The sequence below is a fragment of the Streptomyces sp. NPDC001480 genome, from assembly GCF_042894725.1.
GTDB lineage: Bacteria > Actinomycetota > Actinomycetes > Streptomycetales > Streptomycetaceae > Streptomyces.
On the sequence record NZ_JBIAVX010000027.1, the window covers coordinates 1 to 21,840 of the forward strand.

Genomic DNA, 21,840 nt, shown 5'->3' on the forward strand with positions numbered 1-21,840 from the left:
GTAGCCGAAGCCCGGCTCCAGCGGCTCGATCACGAACCGGGAGCGGAACTCGTCGACGACCTCTTCGGTCAGTGACGGACGCTGAGCGATCAGCATGTGTGGATCAGATCCTTCTTTCGTGGACGCCCGCTATTTGACGTCCGACGGAAACCGCGCCCGTGAAAAGCACGGGTACTGCAAGGGTACGGGCGGCACGACCCGAAGGAGCCGTACCGCCCGAAACCCCGAAACCAGCGGAGCGCTGCGCGTCAGACGCGACGGCGCTTCGGCGGGCGGCAGCCGTTGTGCGGGGTCGGGGTGACGTCCTGGATGGAGCCGACCTCGAGGCCCGTGGCCTGAAGGGAGCGGATCGCGGTCTCACGACCGGAGCCCGGGCCCTTGACGAACACGTCGACCTTGCGCATGCCGTGCTCCTGGGCGCGGCGGGCAGCCGACTCGGCGGCCATCTGCGCGGCGAACGGCGTGGACTTCCGGGAGCCCTTGAAGCCGACGTGGCCGGCGGAGGCCCAGGAGATCACGTTGCCGGACGGGTCCGTGATCGAGACGATCGTGTTGTTGAACGTGCTCTTGATGTGCGCGTGGCCGTGAGCGACGTTCTTCTTTTCCTTGCGGCGCACCTTCTTGGCAGCGCCCTGACGTCCCTTGGGGGGCATCTCTTAACTCCTACGGGAGGTGGTCGGTCCTACAGCGAAGACCGTGGACAGGCGTCCGCTGCGGACTACTTCTTGCCCGGCTTCTTCTTGCCGGCGATGGCGCGACGCGGGCCCTTGCGGGTGCGGGCGTTGGTGCTGGTGCGCTGACCGCGGACGGGCAGACCGCGGCGGTGACGCAGACCCTGGTACGTGCCGATCTCGACCTTGCGGCGGATGTCGGCCTGGATCTCGCGACGGAGGTCACCCTCGGTCTTGATGTTGTTGTCGACGTACTCGCGGATCGCGACGAGCTGCTCCTCGGAGAGGTCGCGAACGCGGGTGTTCGGGTCGACGCCGGTCGCTGCCAGCGTCTGCTGCGAAAGAGTCCGGCCGATGCCGAACACGTAGGTGAGGGCGATCTCCACGCGCTTTTCGCGCGGGATGTCGACACCGGAAACGCGTGCCATTAAATGGCTCCTGGTGGTCTTCGGAGGTCTTCCGCAGGACCGGCTCCCAGCCGCCGTACTAGGTACGAACTGGGTCCCCGGCCTCCGAACCGGGGGTGTCGAGCCTTGATCGACTCGGGCCCTGCGTATGAACATATTCAGCTTGCGTCGCGCGAAACTCTGCGTGAGGTGCAGAGGGATCGGTCGTGCGTCAGCCCTGGCGCTGCTTGTGGCGCGGGTTCTCGCAGATGACCATGACCCGGCCGTGACGGCGGATCACCCTGCACTTGTCGCAGATCTTCTTGACGCTCGGCTTGACCTTCATTGGGTGAGGTTCTCCGGGTCAGTGCCATCGCTCCGGGCGGGCCCGGGGCTCGGGCAAGATCTACTTGTAGCGGTAGACGATCCGGCCACGCGTCAGGTCGTACGGAGACAGCTCCACCACGACCCGGTCGTCAGGGAGGATACGGATGTAGTGCATACGCATCTTGCCGCTGATGTGTGCCAGGACCTGGTGGCCGTTCTGGAGCTCGACCTTGAACATGGCGTTCGGCAGAGACTCGACGACAGTGCCCTCGATCTCGATGGCACCTTGCTTCTTGGCCACGCTTCGCCCTTCGAATCGACTACCTTGATCGACTCTCCTGCTTCCCTTGCGGGCGCATGCGGACATGCGGGTACACGAGAGCCGACGAGTCAGTCTACGTCAGCGCACCCCGAAACACGAATCGAGAGAGCCTGCCCGGCGCTCAAGATCGGTATGCACGAGCTTCACCCCCGATACCGGACGCGTCAGCCGAGCGGGTCCGGCGCCGCCGTGATGCCGTGCTCCGCCAGCTTGGCCTTGCCGCCGACCCATCCTCGACGCCGCCCTCGCGGGGCTCGGCGCCCGGGGCGCCTCGCTGCTTCGAGCGGCTGCGCCGACCTCCGGCCGACGGTCACGACTCAGGACCGTTGTCAGCCGAGCGGGTCCGGCGCCGCCGTGATGCCGTGCTCCGCCAGCTTGGCCTTGCCGCCGTCGGGGGCTGTGAGGACCAGGGGACCCTGGTCCGTGAGGGCGACGGAGTGTTCCCAGTGGGAGGACCAGGTGCCGTCGGTGGTGATGACCGTCCAGTCGTCGGAGAGGACCTCGGTCTTCGGGGTGCCCAGGGAGACCATGGGCTCGATGGCCAGGCAGAAGCCGGGAACCAGCTTGGGGCCCTTGCCCCGGCGGCGGTCGACGTAGTTCAGCAGGTGCGGGTCCATGTGCATCTCGGTGCCGATGCCGTGGCCGCCGTAGTCCTCGATGATGCCGTAGCGGCCGCCGCCGGGCTTCGGCTGGCGCCGGATGTACGTCTCGATCGCCCGGGAGACGTCGACCAGGCGGCTGCCCTGCTTCATCGCCGCGATGCCGGCCCACATCGACTCCTCCGTGACCCGGGAGAGCTCGACCAGTTCCGGGGCGTGACCGGAGCCGACGAAGGCGGTGTAGGCCGCGTCACCGTGCCAGCCGTCGACGATCGCGCCGCAGTCGATGGAGATGATGTCGCCGTCCTTGAGGACGACGTCGTCGGAGGGGATGCCGTGCACGACGACGTCGTTCACGGACGTGCAGATGGTGGCGGGGAAACCGCCGTACCCCAGGAAGTTCGACTTCGCGCCGTGCTCGGCGAGCACCTTGCGGGCGACCTCGTCCAGGTCCTTGGTGCTCGCACCCGGCACCGCCACCTCCCGGGTGGCGGCGTGGATCGCGGCGACGACCAGCCCCGCCGCACGCATCTTCGCGATCTGCTCGGGGCTCTTGATCTCCACTGTCAGCTCTGCCCTCTCACGGGAGTACGGTCTTGTACACCCCAACAGTACGGCCCCCGCGGCTCGCCGACACATGGTGGTACCGGTCGTGGCCCACCGCGGTCGAGGCCGCACGCGAGCAACTCCTGGCCGGGGACCACCGCGGCCCGCTCGCCGGTCCTCGCATCGCGCACCTCGGAGACGATCTTATCGCCTTCCCCCAGGAAGGCACCGGTCTCCAGCCTTCCGTCGGGGGACAGGACCGCCCCCGGGTCGGACTGACGCGCCTCCTGCTCCGGGGCCGGCGTCTCCTTGCCGCTCGCGTCGTAGAAGATCCTGCCCGCCTTGTTGTTGCCGGGGTCCACCATGGCCGCGCGCTTACCCTGCCGAGGATGGACAAAGGCTGCCCCGACATGAACCGGAACAGCCTTGTACACAACACCACGGCCGCGGCGCCCCGAAGGGCACCGCGGCCGAATGGTCCGCGAACCTACTTGTTCTCCGCCGTTTCGCGCTTGAGCGCCTCCAGCGCGCGCTGCGTGATCTCGTCCACCGGGCCCAGCGAGGAGATCGTGCGGACCAGCCCCTGAGCCTTGTAGTAGTCGATGATCGGCTCGGTCTGCGTGTGGTAGACCTCCAGCCGCTTGCGGACGGTCTCCTCGGAGTCGTCGTCACGCTGGTACAGCTCACCGCCGCAGACGTCGCAGACGCCCTCCTGCTTGGGCGGGGTGTACGTCACGTGGAAGACGTGGGATGAGTCCTTGCGGCAGATCCGCCGGCCGGCGATCCGCTTCACGACCTCTTCCTCGGGTACCTCGAGGTCGAGCACCGCATCGAGCTTGATGCCCTCGCTCTCGAGCAGCTCGTCCAGTGCCTCGGCCTGGGAGACGTTGCGCGGGAAGCCGTCCAGCAGGAAGCCGCCCTCGGCGTCCGGCTGCTCCATGCGGTCCTTCGCCATGGCGATGGTGACCTCGTCCGGGACGAGGTTGCCGGCGTCCATGTAGGACTTGGCGAGCTTCCCGAGCTCCGTCTGCTGGCTGATGTTCGCGCGGAACAGGTCACCCGTGGAGATGTGCGGGATGCGCAGCTTCTCGGCAAGGCGTACTGCCTGCGTTCCCTTACCGGCACCCGGCGGCCCGACGAGCACGATTCGCATCAGCGGAGGAACCCTTCGTAATTGCGCTGCTGGAGCTGGCTCTCGATCTGCTTCACCGTCTCCAGACCCACACCCACGATGATCAGGATGCTCGTCCCGCCGAACGGGAAGTTCTGGCTTGCGCCGAAGCCGACCAACGCCATTGTCGGTACGAGAGCGATCAGACCCAGATACAGCGAACCCGGCCAGGTGATCCGGTTGAGCACGTAGCTGAGGTACTCAGCGGTCGGTCGGCCAGCCCGGATGCCCGGGATAAAGCCACCATACTTCTTCATGTTGTCGGCGACTTCCTCGGGGTTGAAGGAGATCGCCACGTAGAAGAACGCGAAGAACACGATGAGCAAGAAGTACAGAGTGATGTAAATCGGGTGATTGCCCTTGGTCAGGTTCTGCTCGACCCACGTTGTCCAGCCCGATTTACTGCCGGAGAACTGCGCCACCAACGCCGGGATGTAGAGCAGCGACGAAGCGAAGATGACAGGAATCACACCCGCCTGGTTCACCTTCAAAGGGATGTAGGTGGACGTACCGCCGTACGAGCGACGGCCGATCATGCGCTTCGCGTACTGCACGGGGATGCGGCGCTGGGCCTGCTCGACGAAGACCACCAGGCCGACCATGACCAGGCCCACCAGGATCACGGTGCTGAACTCGATCCAGCCGCCGGCCAGGGTGCCCTGCTTCTTGATAGCCCACAGCGAGGACGGGAAGGTCGCGGCGATCGAGATGAACATCAGGATCGACATGCCGTTGCCGATGCCGCGGTCGGTGATGAGCTCACCGAGCCACATCACGACACCCGTTCCGGCGGTCATGGTGACGACCATGACGACCGTGGTGAAGATCGACTGGTCGGGCACGATCTGGCTGGCGACGGGGCAGCTGCCGAACAGGGCGCCACTGCGGGCGGTGGCCACCAGGCCGGTGCCCTGAAGGATGGCGAGCGCCACGGTCAGGTAGCGGGTGTACTGCGTGATCTTCGCGGTACCCGCCTGACCCTCCTTCTTCAGGGCCTCGAGGCGCGGGATGACCACGGTCAGCAGCTGAAGGATGATGCTCGCCGTGATGTACGGCATGATCCCGAGCGCGAAGATCGTGATCTGGAGCAGCGCGCCGCCGCTGAACATGTTGACGAGACCGAAAATGCCCTGGTTGCCGGACGCCTCGGTGACGCACGTCTGGACGGCCTGGTAGTTGACGCCGGGGATCGGGACGTGCGTACCGACTCGGTACACCACGATGATGCCCAGCGTGAAGAGCAGCTTCTTGCGCAGGTCGGGCGTCCTGAACGCCCGGGCGAACGCGGTGAGCACGGTGCCTCCTGCGACCCCCGCGCAACTGCGTCAAGGGTGACGGTCTGAGGTTTCGACAAATACGTAACGGTCAAAGCCCGCTCAGAGTGCCCCATGTGAGCACCCAGTGAAAGTGGGCAGTGCTGGCCACCTTACCGGCGAGCAGCGCCCTCTGGAACGACCAACCGGGGATACCCCAAAATGTGGGGTATCCCCGGTCGGGATCGCTCACGTCATCGAGGCGCCTGACTGGATCAGACGAGCTCGGTGACCGTACCGCCGACGGCGGTGATCTTCTCCTTGGCGGAGCCGGAGACGGCGTCGACCGTCACCTGGAGCGCCACGGAGACCTCGCCCTGGCCGAGGACCTTGACGAGGCTGTTCTTGCGAACGGCACCCTTGGCCACGAGACCCTCGACGGTGACCTCGCCACCCTCGGGGTAGAGCGCGGCCAGCTTGTCGAGGTTCACGACCTGGTACTCGGTCTTGAACGGGTTCTTGAAGCCCTTCAGCTTCGGGAGACGCATGTGGAGCGGCATCTGGCCACCCTCGAAGCGCTCCGGAACCTGGTAGCGGGCCTTGGTGCCCTTGGTACCACGACCGGCCGTCTTACCCTTCGACGCCTCACCACGACCGACACGGGTCTTGGGGGTCTTGGCGCCCGGGGCGGGACGGAGGTTGTGGATCTTGAGCGGGTTCTGCTCCGCCATGATCAGTCGACCTCCTCGACCGTCACGAGGTGGCGGACGGTGTGCACCATGCCGCGGAACTCGGGGCGGTCCTCCTTGACGACCTGCGTGTTGATGCCCTTGAGACCAAGGGAACGCAGGGTGTCACGGTGGTTCTGCTTGCTGCCGATGTAGGACTTGACCTGCGTGATCTTGAGCTGCGCCATGATCACACACCCGCCCCGGCACGCGCACGGAGAAGAGCCGCGGGGGCGACGTCCTCGAGCGGCAGACCACGGCGGGCCGCGATCTCCTCGGGACGCTGCAGACCCTTCAGGGCCTCCACGGTCGCGTGCACGATGTTGATCGCGTTGTCGGAGCCGAGCGACTTCGACAGCACGTCGTGGATACCGGCGCACTCGAGCACGGCACGCACCGGACCACCGGCGATAACACCGGTACCGGGGGACGCGGGCTTGAGCAGGACGACGCCGGCAGCCTTCTCACCCTGGATGGGGTGCGGGATGGTGCCCTGGATCCGGGGGACCTTGAAGAAGTGCTTCTTGGCCTCCTCAACACCCTTGGCGATGGCGGCCGGCACCTCCTTGGCCTTGCCGTAACCGACACCCACGGTGCCGTCACCGTCGCCCACCACGACCAGCGCGGTGAAGCTGAAGCGACGACCACCCTTCACAACCTTGGCGACGCGGTTGATCGCGACGACGCGCTCAACGTACGCGGTCTTCTCGGCGGCAGCAGCGCCGCCGTCACGGCCCTTCCGGTCCCGCCGCTCGCCGCCACCGGCACCGCCACCGCGGCGCTGGGGTCCAGCCATTGGAATTACCTCTCTCTGTTTCCGCTAGCTACGGCAGGCTCAGAACTTGAGCCCGGCTTCGCGGGCGGCGTCCGCCAGGGCAGCGATGCGCCCGGCGTACTGGTTGCCACCACGGTCGAACACGACAGCCTCGACACCGGCGGCCTTGGCACGCTCGGCGACCAGGGCGCCGACCTGCTTGGCCTGCGAGGACTTGTCGCCCTCGCCACCGCGGACGGACGCGTCCAGGGTGGACGCGGACGCCAGGGTGTGGCCCTTGAGGTCGTCGATCACCTGCGCCACGATGTGGCGGTTCGAGCGGGTCACGACCAGACGGGGACGCTCCGCCGTACCGGAGATCCGCTTGCGGATCCGGATGTGACGGCGCTTGATCGCGGCGCGCTTGTAGGCGTCGCCCTTGAGGATCTTCTGCCCGTATGCCATGGCTTACTTACCCGCCTTTCCGACCTTGCGGCGGATGACTTCGCCCTCGTACTTGACGCCCTTGGCCTTGTACGGGTCGGGCTTGCGCAGCTTGCGGATGTTGGCCGCAACCTCGCCGACCTTCTGCTTGTCGATGCCCTCGACCTGGAAGCGGGTCGGGGTCTCCACCTTGAAGGTGATGCCCTCGGGCGCCTCGACGGTGATCGGGTGGCTGTAGCCGAGAGCGAACTCGAGGTTCGAACCCTTGGCCGTCACGCGGTAACCGACACCGCTGATCTCGAGCTTCTTCACGTAACCCTGGGTCACGCCGGTGATCATGTTCGCCACCAGCGTGCGGGACAGGCCGTGCAGGGCCTTGTTCTGACGCTCGTCGTTGGGGCGGGTGACGTTGAGAACGCCGTCCTCACCCTTGGCGATGTCGATCGGCGCGACGATGGTGTGGGTCAGCGAGCCCTTGGGACCCTTGACCGAGATCGTACGGCCGTCGATGGTGACGTCCACGCCGGCGGGAACCGTGATGGGGAGCTTGCCAATACGCGACATAGCTGTTTCCTCCGTTCCCTTCCGCTACCAGACGTAGGCGAGGACTTCCCCACCCACGCCCTTCTTGCCGGCCTGCTTGTCGGTGAGGAGCCCGTGCGACGTGGAGATGATCGCCACGCCGAGGCCGCCGAGCACCTTCGGCAGGTTGGTGGACTTCGCGTACACCCGGAGACCGGGCTTGGAGATCCGCTTGATGCCCGCGATGGAGCGCTCACGGTTCGGGCCGAACTTCAGCTCGAGAACGAGGTTCTTGCCGACCTCGGCGTCCTCGATCTTCCAGCCCGTGATGAAGCCCTCCTGCTGGAGGATCTCCGCGATGTGCGACTTGATCTTCGATGCCGGCATCGTCACGGAGTCGTGGTATGCCGAGTTCGCGTTCCGCAGACGCGTAAGCATGTCTGCGATCGGATCAGTCATGGTCATGAATTGGCCTTCGGCCTCTCTCGCCGGGGTTTCCTGGTGCGCCATCCCTCTCCCCGATCCGAGACGGGACGGGTGCGGCGCGGTGGACCTACGGCGTAGTAAGTCGTACGGGCGCGGCAGACGCCCAACCCCACAAGCCTAAGGCATGCGGAGTAGGGCCCCTGCCGACCCAGATGCTTACCGAGAGCTTCAGGAATCCCTTAAAGCAGGGATTACCAGGAGCTCTTGGTCACGCCCGGCAGCTCGCCACGGTGAGCCATCTCACGAAGGCACACGCGGCACAGGCCGAACTTGCGGTACACGGAGTGCGGACGGCCGCAGCGCTGGCAGCGGGTGTAGCCACGCACACCGAACTTGGGCTTGCGAGCAGCCTTGGCAATCAGAGCCTTCTTCGCCATCTCGCTCACGCCTCCTTGAACGGGAAGCCGAGGTGACGAAGGAGCGCGCGGCCCTCAGCGTCGTTGGTCGCCGTGGTGACCACGGTGATGTCCATGCCCCGGGTACGGTCGATCTTGTCCTGGTCGATCTCGTGGAACATGACCTGCTCCGTGAGACCGAAGGTGTAGTTGCCACGGCCGTCGAACTGCTTGGGGGACAGGCCGCGGAAGTCGCGGATGCGCGGCAGCGCGAGCGACAGGGTGCGGTCCAGGAACTCCCACATGCGGTCGCCACGGAGCGTGACGTGGGCACCGATCGGCTGACCCTCACGCAGCTTGAACTGCGCGATGGACTTGCGGGCCTTGGTGACGGCCGGCTTCTGACCGGTGATGGTGGTCAGGTCGCGGATCGCGCCCTCGATCAGCTTCGAGTCACGGGCGGCGTCGCCGACACCCATGTTGACCACGATCTTGACGAGGCCGGGGATCTGCATGACGTTCTCGTACTTGAACTCGTCACGCAGCTTGCCCGCGATCTCCTCGCGGTACTTCTGCTTCAGACGCGGAGTCGTGGTGGTAGCCATCAGATGTCCTCACCCGTCCGCTTGGCAACGCGGATCTTGTTGCCTTCGTCGTCGAAGCGGTAACCGACACGCGTGACGACCTTGTTGCCGTCCTTCTCAACGACCAGCTGGACGTTGGAGACGTGGATCGGCGCCTCGGTCGTGACGATGCCGCCGGCCTGCGAACCGCGAGCGGTCGGACCGGCCTTGGTGTGCTTCTTGACCCGGTTGACACCCTCGACCAGGACGCGGTCCTCGCGGGGGTAGGCCGCGATGACCTTGCCCTGCTTGCCCTTGTCCTTACCGGTGATGACCTGGACCAGGTCGCCCTTCTTGATCTTCATGCTTACAGCACCTCCGGCGCGAGCGAGATGATCTTCATGAACTTCTTCTCGCGCAGCTCACGGCCGACCGGGCCGAAGATGCGGGTGCCGCGAGGGTCGCCGTCGTTCTTCAGAATGACGGCGGCGTTCTCGTCGAAGCGGATGTACGAGCCGTCCGGACGGCGGCGCTCCTTGACGGTGCGAACGATGACCGCCTTGACGACGTCACCCTTCTTCACGTTGCCACCGGGGATCGCGTCCTTGACGGTGGCGACGATGACGTCACCGATGCCCGCGTAGCGGCGACCGGAGCCACCGAGCACACGGATGCAAAGGATCTCCTTCGCACCAGTGTTGTCGGCGACGCGCAGTCGCGACTCCTGCTGGATCACGTCTATCTCCTGTTTGTCTGCCGGTTCCCGGCAGGGGCCTCAGTTACGAGAGCCCCTGCCGAGCCTGGCGGAACTGTCCTGCGGGTTTGCCCGCAGGAAATTACTTGGCCTTCTCGAGGATCTCGACGACGCGCCAGCGCTTCGTCGCGGACAGCGGCCGGGTCTCCATGAGGAGGACGCGGTCGCCGACGCCCGCGGCGTTCTGCTCGTCGTGCGCCTTGAGCTTGTTGGTACGGCGGATGACCTTGCCGTACAGCGCGTGCTTGACGCGGTCCTCGACGGCGACGACGACGGTCTTGTCCATCTTGTCGCTGACGACGAGACCCTCACGGGTCTTGCGGAAGCCGCGGGCCTCTGCAGTCTGCTCAGTCACGTTGCTCTCACTCATCAGGCGCTCTCCACCGTCTCGATGCCCAGCTCGCGCTCACGCATCAGGGTGTAGATCCGCGCGATGTCCTTACGGACGGCCTTCAGCCGACCGTGGTTCTCGAGCTGACCGGTCGCCGCCTGGAAGCGGAGGTTGAACAGCTCTTCCTTGGCCTCGCGGAGCTTCGCCAGAAGCTCCTCGTTGCCCAGCTCGCGCAGCTCGGACGCCTTGGTACCGGCCGACATCACGCTTCACCTGCCTCGCGCTTGACGATCCGGCACTTCATCGGCAGCTTGTGGGCCGCGCGAAGGAGCGCCTCACGGGCGATCTTCTCGTTCGGGTAGGACAGCTCGAACATCACCCGACCCGGGTGAACGTTCGCGATCCACCACTCCGGCGAACCCTTACCGGAACCCATGCGGGTCTCGGCGGGCTTCTTGGTCAGCGGGCGGTCCGGGTAGATGTTGATCCAGACCTTGCCGCCACGCTTGATGTGGCGGGTCATCGCGATACGGGCCGCCTCGATCTGGCGGTTGGTCACGTACGCCGGCGTGAGGGCCTGGATGCCGTACTCGCCGAACGCAACCGTCGTACCGCCCTTGGCCTGACCACGACGCTTCGGGTGGTGCTGCTTGCGGTGCTTGACCCTACGGGGGATCAGCATTTCGGTCAGGCCTCCGTTCCGGTGCTCTCAGCCGGAGCGGACGCGGGAGCCTCGGCCTTGGGGGCCTCGGCGCCGGCAGCCTGCTGCGGCTTGCGACCGCGCCGCTCGCCACCACGGCCACCACGGGCCGGGCGGTCGGCACCGCCACGCGCCGGGCGGTTACCCGCACGGGCGGCAGCGTTCTCGGCGCGGACCTCGGCGATGTTCTTGACGTCGCCCTTGTAGATCCAGACCTTCACACCGATGCGGCCGAAGGTCGTCTTGGCCTCGAAGAAGCCGTAGTCCACGTTCGCGCGGAGCGTGTGCAGGGGCACGCGGCCCTCGCGGTAGAACTCCGAGCGGGACATCTCGGCGCCACCGAGGCGGCCACCGCACTGGATCTTGATGCCCTTGGCGCCGGCCTTCATGGCGGACTGCATGCTCTTGCGCATGGCCCGACGGAAGGAGACGCGGGAGGAGAGCTGCTCGGCGACGGCCTGGGCGACCAGCTGAGCGTCGGTCTCGGGGTTCTTGACCTCGAGGATGTTCAGCTGGACCTGCTTGCCCGTGAGCTTCTCGAGGTCACCGCGGATGCGGTCGGCCTCGGCGCCGCGGCGGCCGATGACGATGCCCGGACGAGCGGTGTGGATGTCCACACGCACGCGGTCACGGGTGCGCTCGATCTCGACCTTGGAGATGCCGGCGCGCTCCATGCCGGACGTCATCATCCGACGGATGGCGACGTCTTCCTTGACGTAGTCCTTGTACAGCTTGTCGGCGTACCAACGCGACTTGAAGTCGGTCGTGACACCGAGCCGGAACCCGTGCGGGTTTACCTTCTGGCCCATTACCGGGTTCCTTCCTTGCTGCTGACGACCACGGTGATGTGGCTGGTCCGCTTGCGGATCCGGTAGGCACGGCCCTGGGCGCGCGGACGGAACCGCTTCAGGGTCGGGCCCTCGTCGACGTAGGCCTCGGAAATGAAGAGGCTGTCGACATCGGTGTGGTCGTAGTTGTGCGCGGCGTTGGCGATGGCGCTGTCCAGCACCTTGCCGACCGGCACGCTCGCGGCCTGCGGGGCGAAACGCAGGACCGCCTGAGCCTCCGTGGCGTCCATGCCACGGATAAGGTCCACCACGCGGCGGGCCTTCATGGGCGTGACGCGGATGTACCGCGCCTGGGCCCTGGCTTCCATGGTTGTCCTTCCAGTGTCTGTCATGGTCATTCCACCCCGCTACTAGCGGCGCTTCGACTTCCGGTCGTCCTTGACGTGACCCCGGAAGGTGCGCGTCGGCGAGAACTCGCCGAGCTTGTGGCCGACCATCGACTCGGTGACAAACACCGGGATGTGGGTCTTGCCGTTGTGCACCGCGATCGTGTGGCCGAGCATCGCCGGGATGATCATCGAGCGGCGGGACCAGGTCTTGATGACGTTCTTGGTACCGGCTTCGTTCTGAGCGTCCACCTTCTTGACCAGGTGGTCGTCGACGAAGGGTCCCTTCTTCAAGCTACGAGGCATCTCAACCCGTCCTTAGCGCTTCTTGTTCGTCTTGCGGCGGCGGACGATGTACTTGTTCGACGCCTTCTTGGGCGAACGAGTACGGCCTTCCTTCTTGCCCCACGGGGACACAGGGTGGCGACCACCGGAGGTCCGGCCCTCACCACCACCGTGCGGGTGGTCAACCGGGTTCATGACCACACCACGGACGGTCGGGCGAACGCCCAGCCACCGCTTACGGCCGGCCTTACCCCAGTTGATGTTGCTCTGCTCGGCGTTGCCGACCTCGCCGACGGTGGCGCGGCAGCGCACGTCGACCAGGCGGATCTCACCGGACGGCATGCGGAGGTGGGCGTAGGCGCCCTCCTTCGCGAGCAGCTGCACGGAGGCACCGGCGGAGCGAGCGAACTTGGCACCGCCACCGGGACGGAGCTCGATCGCGTGGATCGTGGTACCGACCGGGATGTTGCGGAGGGCCAGGTTGTTGCCCGGCTTGATGTCGGCCCCGGGACCGTTCTCGACGCGGTCACCCTGCTGGAGGTTGCGCGGGGCGAGGATGTAGCGCTTCTCGCCGTCGGCGTAGTGCAGCAGCGCGATGCGCGCGGTGCGGTTGGGGTCGTACTCGATGTGCGCGACCTTCGCCGGCACGCCGTCCTTGTCGTGACGACGGAAGTCGATCACTCGGTAGGCGCGCTTGTGTCCGCCACCCTGGTGGCGAACGGTCACACGACCGGCGTTGTTACGGCCGCCCTTGCTGTGCAGCGGGCGGACCAGCGACTTCTCCGGCGTGGACCGCGTGACCTCGACGAAGTCGGCGACGCTGGCGCCACGACGGCCCGGCGTAGTCGGCTTGTACTTGCGGATTCCCATTTCTCAGTCCTCGTCCGATATCGGACGATCCGGACCGCCCTTAGGCGGTCGGACCGCCGAAGATGTCGATACGGTCGCCCTCGGCGAGGGTCACGATCGCGCGCTTGCTGCCGGCACGCTGACCGAAGCCGGTCTTCGTGCGCTTGCGCTTGCCCTGGCGGTTGATCGTGTTGACCCCGGTGACCTTGACCGAGAAGACCGCCTGGACGGCCTGCTTGATCTGGGTCTTGTTGGCGTTCGGGTCGACGATGAACGTGTACTTGTTCTCGTCGAGGAGCGCGTAGCTCTTCTCGGAGACGACCGGCTTCAGCAGGACGTCACGGGGGTCCGTGTACGACTTGCTCAGCGGCGTCTCGACGGTGTTCTTGCCCTCGGTGGCGTGGCGCTTCGCCTTGGCGAGACGCGCGGCCTTGGCGGCCTTGGCGGCCTTCGAGGCAATGCTCGGGTGACGCGTAGCCATCAGGCCTCGCTCCCTTCGGTGTCAGCGGCCTTGGGGCCAGACACGAAGGACTCGAAAGCGGCCTGGGTGAAGACCACGTCGTCCGAGACGAGAACGTCGTACGTGTTCAGCTGGCCCGGCTCCAGGATGTGGACCTGGGGCAGGTTGCGGGCGGACAGCCACGCGGCCTCGTCGGCGCGCTCGACGACCAGGAGCAGGTTCTTGCGCTCGCTGATCTTGCCGAACAGGCTCTTGGCGGCCTTGGTGCTGGGGTTCGCGCCCTCGATCACGCCGGAGACGACGTGGATGCGGTTGTGACGCGCCCGGTCGGTGAGGGCACCGCGCAGGGCGGCGGCCTTCATCTTCTTCGGGGTGCGCTGCGAGTAGTCACGCGGCTGCGGGCCGTGGACGACGCCACCACCGGCGAACTGCGGCGCGCGGGTCGAACCCTGACGGGCGCGGCCGGTGCCCTTCTGGCGGTAAGGCTTCTTGCCACCACCACGGACCTCGCCACGGGTCTTCGTCTTGTGCGTGCCCTGACGGGCAGCGGCCAGCTGCGCGACGACGACCTGGTGGATCAGCGGAACGCTGACCTTGGCGTCGAAGATCTCCGCGGGGAGCTCGACGGTACCGGCCTTGTCGCCCGCCGGCGAAAGGATGTCAACAGTGCTCATCGGTTACCTCAGGCCCCCTTGGCCGCGGTGCGGACCAGGACGAGGCCGCCGTTCGGACCGGGAACCGCGCCCTTGATGAGCAGCAGACCCTTCTCCGCGTCAACGGCGTGGACGGTCAGGTTCTGGGTGGTGACGCGCTCGTTGCCCATGCGACCCGCCATGCGGAGGCCCTTGAACACGCGGCCCGGGGTGGCGCAGCCACCGATGGAACCGGGCGAGCGGTGCTTGCGCTGGGTGCCGTGTCCGGCGCCGAGGCCCTTGAAGTTGTGACGCTTCATGACACCGGCGAAGCCCTTGCCCTTGCTCTTGCCGGTCACGTCGACCTTCACGCCGGCCTCGAACACCTCAGCGGTGATCTCCTGGCCGAGCGTGTACTCGGAGGCGTCCGCGGTGCGGATCTCGACGAGGTGACGACGGGGAGTGACGTCGGCCTTGGCGAAGTGGCCCTTGAGGGGCTTGTTCACCTTGCGCGGGTCGATCTCGCCGAACGCGATCTGGACGGACTCGTAGCCGTCGACGTCGTTCGTACGGACCTGGGTCACGACATTCGGGCCGGCCTTGACGACGGTGACCGGAACAACGCGGTTGTTCTCGTCCCACACCTGCGTCATGCCGAGCTTCTCGCCCAGGATGCCCTTGATCTGCTTAGCCATTCTCAGCCCACCAGCCTCAGAGCTTGATCTCGATGTCGACACCGGCCGGGAGGTCGAGTCGCATCAGAGAGTCAACGGTCTTGGGGGTCGGGTCGAGGATGTCGATCAGGCGCTTGTGCGTGCGCATCTCGAAGTGCTCGCGCGAGTCCTTGTACTTGTGCGGCGACTTGATGACGCAGTACACGTTCTTCTCAGTGGGCAGCGGCACCGGGCCCGCGACCGACGCACCAGTGCGGGTCACCGTCTCGACGATCTTCTTCGCCGAGGAGTCGATGACCTCGTGGTCGTAGGCCTTGAGCCGGATGCGGATCTTCTGTCCCGCCATGGCTACTCAGTAGTCCTGTCTCTCTAACGCTCTGGAACCCGGCGGATTCCTTCTGCTGCCTTCGTTCTTCCGACCCACGCGGTCGGGCGTGTCGCGCTCCCGCCGACACAGATGCCCCTTGTTCGAACATCCCTGCGGAATGCGACGGCCCTTCCGGAACCGCGGACCGGGGACCTCAGGCCCACCGGGCGCCTGGCCGGTGCCGCGCTCACACTTCCCGGAAGATTCCCGTACGTCCGCCCCAGTGCTGCCATCAGGCAGTTAGGGCGACGAGTACTGTGGGACTCGCTTCCAGTCCTCCCGGCGGGAGGCGCGCAGCATCAACACTCGACCGAGCAACTCCGACAGTCTGCCATATGGGGCGGGTACTCCGCCAATCGAGCCGGAGAGAATACCCCGAAGGTGATGTAGGTCAAACCGGGGCTGCCGCGTGGCCGCCACTCGCCACCGGCAGGGCCGCGCGATTCACGCCGTCGCGGACGTCCGGCGCACCGCCGGAGTCGGCACCGCCACTCGCAGGGTGCCGTCTGCGGCGGGGGCCGACCGGGCCACGGTCCGGTCCGCCCCGTCGCGGGCCAGCAGCGCGGGTGCGCCGGTCTCGGTCGGGAGGACCCGGACCGTCCAGCCCGTGTCCTCCAGATGGGCCTGCGTGGTCCGCCGGAAGGCGGCCGGGTCGGCGGTGCCGACGCCCTCCGCCGCGAAGCAGGGGGACGTCACGCGGCCTCGTGGACGACTTCCTCCGCGCGCTTGGGTGGCTGCTGCTCGTCCATGGTGACCTGCTTCGATGATGTGCCGCCGCCGGTGTTCCCCATCTGCCCCGACCCGCACGCCGCCACCGCAGCCCGGAGTTCATTCGGCGAAGCGGAAGGTGGAGGTGATCGCGTCGAAGATGTCGAAGAACGAGTCGGCGAGGTCGAGGACCTGACTGCTGCCGGCGACCAGGGCGACCTTGCCCTCCTGACCCGGGACGGGGATGTACGTCTGCATCAGGACGGCCCGGATCGTGCGGTTGAGGCTGTCGCCGGGAACCGCGATGTCCTCGATGCCGTACGTCCGTGCCGCCGGACCGACCCCCGGAATCTCGACGGTCGTCACCTTGCGCCAGGAGTCGCCCTCCTTCCTCGCCTCCTTCACGGCGAGTTGGGCGGCGATGGTGGCGGGGTCGTTGGACAGGGGCGCGCCTTCCCGTGTCCGGCCGCCGACGAGGGAGACGGTGACCGAGCCGGTGATCGGGGTGTCGCCGCCGAAGCTCTCCGCCATGCAGCCGCAGTACAGCGCACCGGACTTCCAGGCGTCGGCGGCGGCCTTCTGGAGGAAGGTGGTGTACGTGTCGCGGTACTGGGCCAACTCGGGGTGCTGCTCGAGACGTTCGCTCACCATCCGCCGGATCGAGTCGTCCCGCGACTCCGGCCGCACATCGAACTCCCACCACGACTCCGGCACCTTGATCCGGAAGCCGCCGCGCTCGATGGTGAGCGCCTCCATGTAGCGGGCCATGGCTTCGGTCGCCCCCGTTTTCTCGCTCGCCTGTTCCGGCATCATCCTGATGTACGGTGCGGCCAGACTACGAGAACGGGGGACGGACGCGTGGGCAAGGGCAAGAGCGACCTCTCACTCCCGCTGACCGAGCTGGAGGACTACGGCCGCCGGCTCCGCTCGATCAAGACCCGCCTCAACCACACCAAGAAGCTCTTCGAGTCCTACAAGGACGACATCGGCGACGGCAGCGTCAACGACGCCCTGGACGACTTCGAGTCCAACTGGGAGGACGGCCGCGAGGACATCACCCAGCAGCTCGACGCGCTCGCCGACATGTCGGACACGGTGGTCCGCGAGTTCAAGAAGCTCGACGACGACCTGGCCAAGAAGGTCAACGACGCGGTGAAGACGGAGGACAAGCGGAGCAAGGGGCAGAAGAAGGCGGGCTAGCCGGGCTCGGCGAGGCAGGTCTTCACCGAGGGCGCGTATACGGCCTGGGTAGGCCGCCCGCTTCTTTGTAATTGTCGTGCCTCCGCGATCCGAGTAAAGGGCGCTGCGTTCCGCTTCGCTGCACTCCGCGTCGCCTTCGGCGATCGGCCTTGCGGCCGACCCTTGACTCGGCTCGCTCCACCACGGGGAAGAAGCGAGCGAGCGGCCCGGGGAAAGCGGGGGCCCGGGTGGGCCTGCCCTGCGGTCAGCTGGGCTGTGGGGCGGGGTTGGGGAGCGCGGACGCGCCTCGCCTGCACGCCGGGTCGGCTCAGCGCCGATCGGCGGGTGGGGGCTTGGGGTGCGCGTCAGGTGGCGGGCGGCACGCCGGGTTGACCATGGCGACTTAGGGCCGGTGAGTGGTGCGCGCGCTGGGTGGGGGTGGCGATACGGGCTGGCTCAGCGGCTTGCGGCTTGCGGCTTGCGGCTTGCGGTGGACGGGGCGGGAGCGCGCTTCCGGCGGGCAGCGGAACGCCGGGGGCGGTTTGGCCGCTGGCGCCCCCGGGCCACGGTTGCCGGTCCCCAAAATCCCCCCGGCCAAGTACCGATCCTTAGCCCCCGGTCCACAGCCCACAACCACGGCCCACAGCCCTCCGACGTCCGGCCCTCGTCGCAGTGGCCCCATCCGTCACAGCCACCCAGTGATTGGCAGATATGTCTCACTGCCGGACGGCAAAACCGCAGGTCGCAGCGTTTGGGGCGTGACACATTCCTGCCACTCGTGCCCACCACCCCAGACCGTCGCCCGATTTATCCGGTATGGGCCCACGGGGTGCTCTCTCCTGGGAGGCACGCCGACCGGACACCGCCCCCACCCGCCGACCGCGCCCCCACCGACCGCAAGCCGCCAAGCCGCCAAGCCGACCCGGCATGCCACCACCACCTCCACCACACCCACCACACGCACCACATGCACCACACGCACCACAACGCACCACAAGCACCACACGCACCCACACGCACCCACACGCACCCACACGCACCCACACCCGCGCACACCGCACCCCCCACTCACCGATCGCCGCTAAGCCAGCCCGGCGTGCAGGCGAGGCGCGACCGCGCCCCCAACCCCGCCCCCAGCCCAGTCGGCCGCAGGGCACACCTACCCGGGCCCCGCTTCCCCGGGCTGCCCGCTCGCTTCTCCCCCGTGGTTCCGTGAGCCGAGTCAAGGGTGGCCCGCAGGGCCATCGCCGAAGGCGACGCGCAGTGCAGCGAAGCGGAACGCAGCGCCCTTTACTCGGATCGCGGAAGCACGACAATGCAAAGAAGCGGGCGGCCCACGGCAACCAAACAGCAGGCGGCAACCTCACCCCGCCCCCGGAGCCCGCTCAAACTCGCCGGCTCTCCAGCGGGCCCAGATACGTCGGTTCCAGTCCGCCAGTGTCGATCACCAGCCGCTGGAGGACCACCGTCGGGTCCACCATCCAGAACTTCAGGCGGTGAACCCCGGGCCGGGTCACCGAGTGCCTTGTCGCCGTGCGGTTGATGTTGTCGGAGGTGTTGCGGGCCCAGACCGCGTTGAGCAGGCCGTCGTCGGCGCCGACGTTGATGTCGACCGTCTGGATGGCCGCGTCGTCGAAGGACACCCCGTATCGCAGTCCCCCGGTCGGCAATGCCGGGTTTCGTGGGGACAGGTACGCCCACACCGTCACCTCCCCCGTCCCCGACCCGGACCCTGCCCCAGCCCCCGCCCCAGCCCCCGCCCCAGCCCCCGCCAGCAGGCTCACGTCGTACTCAAGCCGCGGTGAAGAGCCCCCTGGCACCCTCCTCGCCCCCGTCACCGGCCAGGGCGTCATCGCCGCGCCCGTGCGGCCGATTCCCTCCAGGCGGCGCCACTCGCCCACCGCGTGGTCGTAGTGCTCCGCGTCGATGGCCACGTAGCCGCCCGCCTCGACGAAGCCGCGCAGGGCCCGGCGGGAGGGGTTGTCCGTCACGCACGCGACCGTCACCGAGCTGCCCGCGCCGGTCACCGTCAGGGATGCCTCCGAGCGGCCGCGTGGCGCCTTCGACCAGTCCACGCCCACCTCGATCCGTACCTGCCGCACCACCCGGCCCCGCGGGCGGTCCACCACCAGCCACGGTGCCGCCGACGTGTCCACCCGGTAGTCGAAGGGGGCGCGGCCGCGGTTGTAGATCTCCACGTACTGCCGAGGCCGTGTCTGGTACGGGCTGAACTCCGGCAGAGCCGCCCGCCCGGACGCGCCGCCCGGCCACCACTCCCCCGAGTCCTCCGCGCCGTCCACCGACACGCCCAGGCCCGCGTCGGCCGGTACCTCCAGCCGCTTCACCGCCGGGAAGAGGACGTCGGGCAGCGCCACGTTGTCCTTCTCCGGCTGCTGCCAGGGCGCGTTCGGGCCGTACCGGTCCACGTCCCCGTAGTCGATGTGCGGCTGGGTCTGGAAGCCCTTCCATTTGCCGTCGGCCACTTCGGAGTTGAAGCGGTCGGCGAGCTGGAAGTCCTTCTGCAGTCCCGCTTCCGCCTCCGCCGCGCGGTCGTTCGTCGCCGCTCTGCCCTGCTTGGCGTAGAGGAGGTTCTGGAACTCCGCCTGCCGCAGCGCGTACAGGTTCGCGGTCGCCGCCACCTCGTAGCCCACCAGTTCGAACCACGCGTCCTGCGTACCGGCGAGCAGCCTCCGCGCGATCCGGTCCGCCTCGCGTGCCAGGCCCTTCCATTCCCGCGTCACCCGTTCCAGCTCGCGGTGAGCGAAGTGGTACGGGGTCTGCTGGTCGTCGTTGACCACCTGGCCGGCGCTGTCCAGCGTGATCCGGCGGTTGAGCAGCTCCGGCTTGCGGCGGGCCTGTAGCCGGCCGTACTCCGCCAGTACCGAGGCAATCGCCTCCGCCTGCGCGCCGCCGAAGTTCTGGCGGGCGTACCGCCGCTCCCAGTCGCCCAGCCGCTCCAGGTCCCAGCGGTCGGGGTTCCAGGCGTAGGTGAGGAAGAACTCGGCCGGCAGTTCGTTGCCCTTCAGGTCGCCGACGTTCGCCACCCACAGGCCGTGGTTGCCGTAGGCGTGCGCCTGGTGGAGCTGGTCCCAGGTGTTGCGCAGGTTCGCCGTGTCGACCCACTTGTAGTTCCGGCCCGCGCCCACGTAGTCGAAGTGGTAGTACAGGCCGTAGCCACCGGCCCGCGCGCCCTCGGCCGGGTCCGGGTGCTTGCGGATGTTGCCCCAATTGTCGTCGGTCAGGACGACCGTGACGTCGTCCGGTGCCCGCAGGCCCCGGTCCCAGTACCGCTGCACCTCCTTGTACAGCGTCCACACCTGCGGGGTCTGCGACGCCGGCCGGCCCGTCACCTCCTCGATGATCCGGCGCTGCGTCGCGATGATCTCCTGCATGAGTTCGATGCCGTCGCCGTCGGGGAGGCTCGTGTCGCCGTTGCCGCGCATTCCGAGGGTCACGACGCCCTCGAAGCCCTCGTCCACCATGCGCTGGATGCCTGCGCGCCAGTACTTCTTGATCGCCTCGGCGTTGCGGCGGTACGACCACTCCCCCGTGCCGCCGTAGGGGTCCTTGCCGCCGCTCGCGTGGCGGTTCCACTCCTCGATGCCGCGCATCATCGGAGCCTCGTGGGACGTGCCCATGACAATCCCGTACTCGGTGGCGCGCCTGTGGTTCTCCGGGTCGTCCTCCGCGAAGGCCCTGCCCCAGACCGCCGGCCAGAGGTAGTTGCCCTTCAGGCGCAGCAGGACCTCGAACACCTTCGCGTAGAAGTCCGCGTTGAAGCCACCCGGGTAGCCCGGTGCCTTGCCCGGCCCGAAGCAGGCGGGCGCCCAGGTGCCCAGGGCTGGGTTCTCGTCGTTGATGAAGAAGCCGCGATACCTCACGGCGGGGGTGCCCTGCGTGTAGCGGCCCGGCAGCACCCAGACGCCGCTCCTGCGGGTCGGGGGCACGTCGTCCCACCAGTGCCAGGGGGAGACGCCGATGCCGTACGAGACGTCGTACGCGCCGAAGATCGTGCCTCGCTGGTCGCTGCCCGCGATCACCAGTGCACGCTCCACCCCGGGCATCGGGTGGTCCACGACCGCCTGGAGCGAGGTCTCCCACTTGCCGCGCACGCCGGTGACGTCGAGCTTCCCGGCCGCGATCAGCCCGTCGATCAGCGGGCTGCGGCCGATCGTGCCCACGAGCACCGGATGCCGCCCGATGGTGGAGCCCGGCCGTACGCCGGTCACCCGCTCGATGTCGTCACGGAGGTCTCCGGCCACCCGTACGACTCCGGGGTGGTCCTCCGCGCTGACCACCACAGGGGCGCCCACCAGGGAGAAGGCCCCGCCGGTGAAGGAGATGTACGCCCCCGGGTCCGTCACCCGGAGGTCGCCGTCGCCACCGTCACCCCGGGCCCACGCGGCCCCCGAAGACAGCACCGGCGCCGCGGCGAGCCCCGCCCCCAGCACAGTCCTGCGCCTGACAGACATGCCTCACCCCATCCACCCGAATTTGGTCAGCGGCATGACAAATGCTGAGCCGGAGTGGCACGAGGGGACAACGGGTCGTACGCGCCGAATAGTTTCGAACCCCGGACCCCGAACCCCCGAGCCCGGAAAAGCCAAGGGGCCCGTACGA

General features: G+C 67.6%; 32 protein-coding genes. 1 reads left to right on the forward strand and 31 read right to left on the reverse strand.

What is annotated here, in order from left to right:
• Nucleotides 1-248: 248 nt before the first annotated feature.
• The 30 genes from rpsK to ACFY01_RS41870 form a co-directional block, all read right to left on the reverse strand.
• Nucleotides 249-653 carry a 30S ribosomal protein S11 gene (gene rpsK, locus ACFY01_RS41725; protein ID WP_003956432.1) on the reverse strand — a complete coding sequence of 135 codons (405 nt, stop codon included), beginning with the start codon at nucleotides 651-653 and terminating at the stop codon, nucleotides 249-251.
• Nucleotides 654-718: 65 nt separating this feature from the next.
• A complete protein-coding gene (gene rpsM, locus ACFY01_RS41730; protein WP_004984507.1) occupies nucleotides 719-1,099 on the reverse strand; it encodes a 30S ribosomal protein S13 in 381 nt (126 codons plus the stop codon).
• Nucleotides 1,100-1,289: 190 nt separating this feature from the next.
• Entirely contained in the window at nucleotides 1,290-1,403 is a 114-nt protein-coding gene (rpmJ, locus tag ACFY01_RS41735) for a 50S ribosomal protein L36 (RefSeq protein WP_003998809.1), read from the reverse strand.
• Between the two features lie 60 nt (nucleotides 1,404-1,463).
• Complete coding sequence (gene infA, locus ACFY01_RS41740; RefSeq protein ID WP_003948620.1) at nucleotides 1,464-1,685, reverse strand: translation initiation factor IF-1; 222 nt, start codon at nucleotides 1,683-1,685, stop codon at nucleotides 1,464-1,466.
• Between the two features lie 350 nt (nucleotides 1,686-2,035).
• Nucleotides 2,036-2,875 carry a type I methionyl aminopeptidase gene (map, locus tag ACFY01_RS41745; protein ID WP_390741064.1) on the reverse strand — a complete coding sequence of 280 codons (840 nt, stop codon included), beginning with the start codon at nucleotides 2,873-2,875 and terminating at the stop codon, nucleotides 2,036-2,038.
• Between the two features lie 463 nt (nucleotides 2,876-3,338).
• Entirely contained in the window at nucleotides 3,339-4,004 is a 666-nt protein-coding gene (locus tag ACFY01_RS41750) for an adenylate kinase (RefSeq protein WP_390741012.1), read from the reverse strand.
• Nucleotides 4,004-5,317 carry a preprotein translocase subunit SecY gene (gene secY / locus ACFY01_RS41755; RefSeq protein ID WP_390741013.1) on the reverse strand — a complete coding sequence of 438 codons (1,314 nt, stop codon included), beginning with the start codon at nucleotides 5,315-5,317 and terminating at the stop codon, nucleotides 4,004-4,006. Before secY ends, ACFY01_RS41750 begins: the two co-directional genes overlap by 1 nt.
• A gap of 233 nt (nucleotides 5,318-5,550) precedes the next feature.
• A complete protein-coding gene (gene rplO / locus ACFY01_RS41760; protein ID WP_390741014.1) occupies nucleotides 5,551-6,006 on the reverse strand; it encodes a 50S ribosomal protein L15 in 456 nt (151 codons plus the stop codon).
• Between the two features lie 2 nt (nucleotides 6,007-6,008).
• Nucleotides 6,009-6,191: a 50S ribosomal protein L30 gene (rpmD, locus tag ACFY01_RS41765; RefSeq protein ID WP_003974250.1), complete on the reverse strand. Its 183-nt coding sequence runs from the start codon at nucleotides 6,189-6,191 to the stop codon at nucleotides 6,009-6,011.
• 2 nt (nucleotides 6,192-6,193) lie between these two features.
• Nucleotides 6,194-6,799 carry a 30S ribosomal protein S5 gene (gene rpsE / locus ACFY01_RS41770; protein WP_004984517.1) on the reverse strand — a complete coding sequence of 202 codons (606 nt, stop codon included), beginning with the start codon at nucleotides 6,797-6,799 and terminating at the stop codon, nucleotides 6,194-6,196.
• A 39-nt stretch (nucleotides 6,800-6,838) separates the two neighbouring features.
• Nucleotides 6,839-7,222: a 50S ribosomal protein L18 gene (gene rplR / locus ACFY01_RS41775; RefSeq protein WP_145886665.1), complete on the reverse strand. Its 384-nt coding sequence runs from the start codon at nucleotides 7,220-7,222 to the stop codon at nucleotides 6,839-6,841.
• Between the two features lie 3 nt (nucleotides 7,223-7,225).
• Nucleotides 7,226-7,765: a 50S ribosomal protein L6 gene (gene rplF / locus ACFY01_RS41780; protein ID WP_390741015.1), complete on the reverse strand. Its 540-nt coding sequence runs from the start codon at nucleotides 7,763-7,765 to the stop codon at nucleotides 7,226-7,228.
• Nucleotides 7,766-7,789: 24 nt separating this feature from the next.
• Nucleotides 7,790-8,188, reverse strand: a complete 399-nt coding sequence (gene rpsH / locus ACFY01_RS41785) for a 30S ribosomal protein S8 (RefSeq protein ID WP_007494756.1) — start codon at nucleotides 8,186-8,188, stop codon at nucleotides 7,790-7,792.
• 212 nt (nucleotides 8,189-8,400) lie between these two features.
• On the reverse strand, nucleotides 8,401-8,586 hold the full coding sequence (locus ACFY01_RS41790; protein ID WP_003948630.1) for a type Z 30S ribosomal protein S14: 186 nt from the start codon (nucleotides 8,584-8,586) through the stop codon (nucleotides 8,401-8,403).
• Between the two features lie 5 nt (nucleotides 8,587-8,591).
• Nucleotides 8,592-9,149 carry a 50S ribosomal protein L5 gene (gene rplE / locus ACFY01_RS41795; RefSeq protein ID WP_023547375.1) on the reverse strand — a complete coding sequence of 186 codons (558 nt, stop codon included), beginning with the start codon at nucleotides 9,147-9,149 and terminating at the stop codon, nucleotides 8,592-8,594.
• Nucleotides 9,149-9,472: a 50S ribosomal protein L24 gene (rplX, locus tag ACFY01_RS41800; RefSeq protein ID WP_030671805.1), complete on the reverse strand. Its 324-nt coding sequence runs from the start codon at nucleotides 9,470-9,472 to the stop codon at nucleotides 9,149-9,151. Before rplX ends, rplE begins: the two co-directional genes overlap by 1 nt.
• A 2-nt stretch (nucleotides 9,473-9,474) precedes the next feature.
• Complete coding sequence (rplN, locus tag ACFY01_RS41805; protein ID WP_003998823.1) at nucleotides 9,475-9,843, reverse strand: 50S ribosomal protein L14; 369 nt, start codon at nucleotides 9,841-9,843, stop codon at nucleotides 9,475-9,477.
• A 100-nt stretch (nucleotides 9,844-9,943) separates the two neighbouring features.
• A complete protein-coding gene (gene rpsQ / locus ACFY01_RS41810) occupies nucleotides 9,944-10,231 on the reverse strand; it encodes a 30S ribosomal protein S17 (RefSeq protein WP_003992363.1) in 288 nt (95 codons plus the stop codon).
• Complete coding sequence (gene rpmC, locus ACFY01_RS41815; protein ID WP_003974259.1) at nucleotides 10,231-10,455, reverse strand: 50S ribosomal protein L29; 225 nt, start codon at nucleotides 10,453-10,455, stop codon at nucleotides 10,231-10,233. Before rpmC ends, rpsQ begins: the two co-directional genes overlap by 1 nt.
• Nucleotides 10,455-10,874, reverse strand: coding sequence for a 50S ribosomal protein L16 (gene rplP, locus ACFY01_RS41820; protein ID WP_132857211.1), 420 nt, complete (start codon nucleotides 10,872-10,874; stop codon nucleotides 10,455-10,457). The genes rpmC and rplP overlap by 1 nt, the downstream gene beginning before the upstream one ends.
• A 5-nt stretch (nucleotides 10,875-10,879) precedes the next feature.
• Nucleotides 10,880-11,701 (reverse strand): 30S ribosomal protein S3, encoded by an 822-nt coding sequence (gene rpsC, locus ACFY01_RS41825; protein ID WP_003998826.1) that lies wholly within the window; start codon nucleotides 11,699-11,701, stop codon nucleotides 10,880-10,882.
• The gene (gene rplV, locus ACFY01_RS41830; protein ID WP_006130776.1) at nucleotides 11,701-12,048 is read right to left on the reverse strand and encodes a 50S ribosomal protein L22; all 348 of its coding nucleotides are present in this window, start codon (nucleotides 12,046-12,048) and stop codon (nucleotides 11,701-11,703) included. The genes rpsC and rplV overlap by 1 nt, the downstream gene beginning before the upstream one ends.
• Nucleotides 12,049-12,090: 42 nt before the next feature.
• Nucleotides 12,091-12,372: a 30S ribosomal protein S19 gene (gene rpsS / locus ACFY01_RS41835; protein WP_019888752.1), complete on the reverse strand. Its 282-nt coding sequence runs from the start codon at nucleotides 12,370-12,372 to the stop codon at nucleotides 12,091-12,093.
• Nucleotides 12,373-12,384: 12 nt separating this feature from the next.
• Nucleotides 12,385-13,221: a 50S ribosomal protein L2 gene (gene rplB / locus ACFY01_RS41840; RefSeq protein WP_018543909.1), complete on the reverse strand. Its 837-nt coding sequence runs from the start codon at nucleotides 13,219-13,221 to the stop codon at nucleotides 12,385-12,387.
• A gap of 40 nt (nucleotides 13,222-13,261) precedes the next feature.
• Nucleotides 13,262-13,681: a 50S ribosomal protein L23 gene (rplW, locus tag ACFY01_RS41845; RefSeq protein WP_132857209.1), complete on the reverse strand. Its 420-nt coding sequence runs from the start codon at nucleotides 13,679-13,681 to the stop codon at nucleotides 13,262-13,264.
• Nucleotides 13,681-14,334: a 50S ribosomal protein L4 gene (gene rplD / locus ACFY01_RS41850; RefSeq protein ID WP_390741016.1), complete on the reverse strand. Its 654-nt coding sequence runs from the start codon at nucleotides 14,332-14,334 to the stop codon at nucleotides 13,681-13,683. Before rplD ends, rplW begins: the two co-directional genes overlap by 1 nt.
• Nucleotides 14,335-14,342: 8 nt before the next feature.
• Nucleotides 14,343-14,987 carry a 50S ribosomal protein L3 gene (rplC, locus tag ACFY01_RS41855; protein ID WP_129307396.1) on the reverse strand — a complete coding sequence of 215 codons (645 nt, stop codon included), beginning with the start codon at nucleotides 14,985-14,987 and terminating at the stop codon, nucleotides 14,343-14,345.
• Between the two features lie 16 nt (nucleotides 14,988-15,003).
• Complete coding sequence (gene rpsJ, locus ACFY01_RS41860; RefSeq protein WP_003948644.1) at nucleotides 15,004-15,312, reverse strand: 30S ribosomal protein S10; 309 nt, start codon at nucleotides 15,310-15,312, stop codon at nucleotides 15,004-15,006.
• A gap of 465 nt (nucleotides 15,313-15,777) precedes the next feature.
• Nucleotides 15,778-16,029 (reverse strand): hypothetical protein, encoded by a 252-nt coding sequence (locus tag ACFY01_RS41865; RefSeq protein WP_390741017.1) that lies wholly within the window; start codon nucleotides 16,027-16,029, stop codon nucleotides 15,778-15,780.
• 132 nt (nucleotides 16,030-16,161) lie between these two features.
• A complete protein-coding gene (locus tag ACFY01_RS41870; protein ID WP_390741065.1) occupies nucleotides 16,162-16,809 on the reverse strand; it encodes a hypothetical protein in 648 nt (215 codons plus the stop codon).
• A gap of 90 nt (nucleotides 16,810-16,899) precedes the next feature.
• Between ACFY01_RS41870 and ACFY01_RS41875 the strand changes: the two genes are divergently transcribed.
• Nucleotides 16,900-17,241, forward strand: a complete 342-nt coding sequence (locus ACFY01_RS41875) for a hypothetical protein (protein ID WP_390741018.1) — start codon at nucleotides 16,900-16,902, stop codon at nucleotides 17,239-17,241.
• Nucleotides 17,242-18,605: 1,364 nt separating this feature from the next.
• Here ACFY01_RS41875 and ACFY01_RS41880 read toward each other — a convergent pair.
• On the reverse strand, nucleotides 18,606-21,692 hold the full coding sequence (locus tag ACFY01_RS41880; protein WP_390741019.1) for a glycosyl hydrolase 115 family protein: 3,087 nt from the start codon (nucleotides 21,690-21,692) through the stop codon (nucleotides 18,606-18,608).
• Nucleotides 21,693-21,840: the final 148 nt, after the last annotated feature.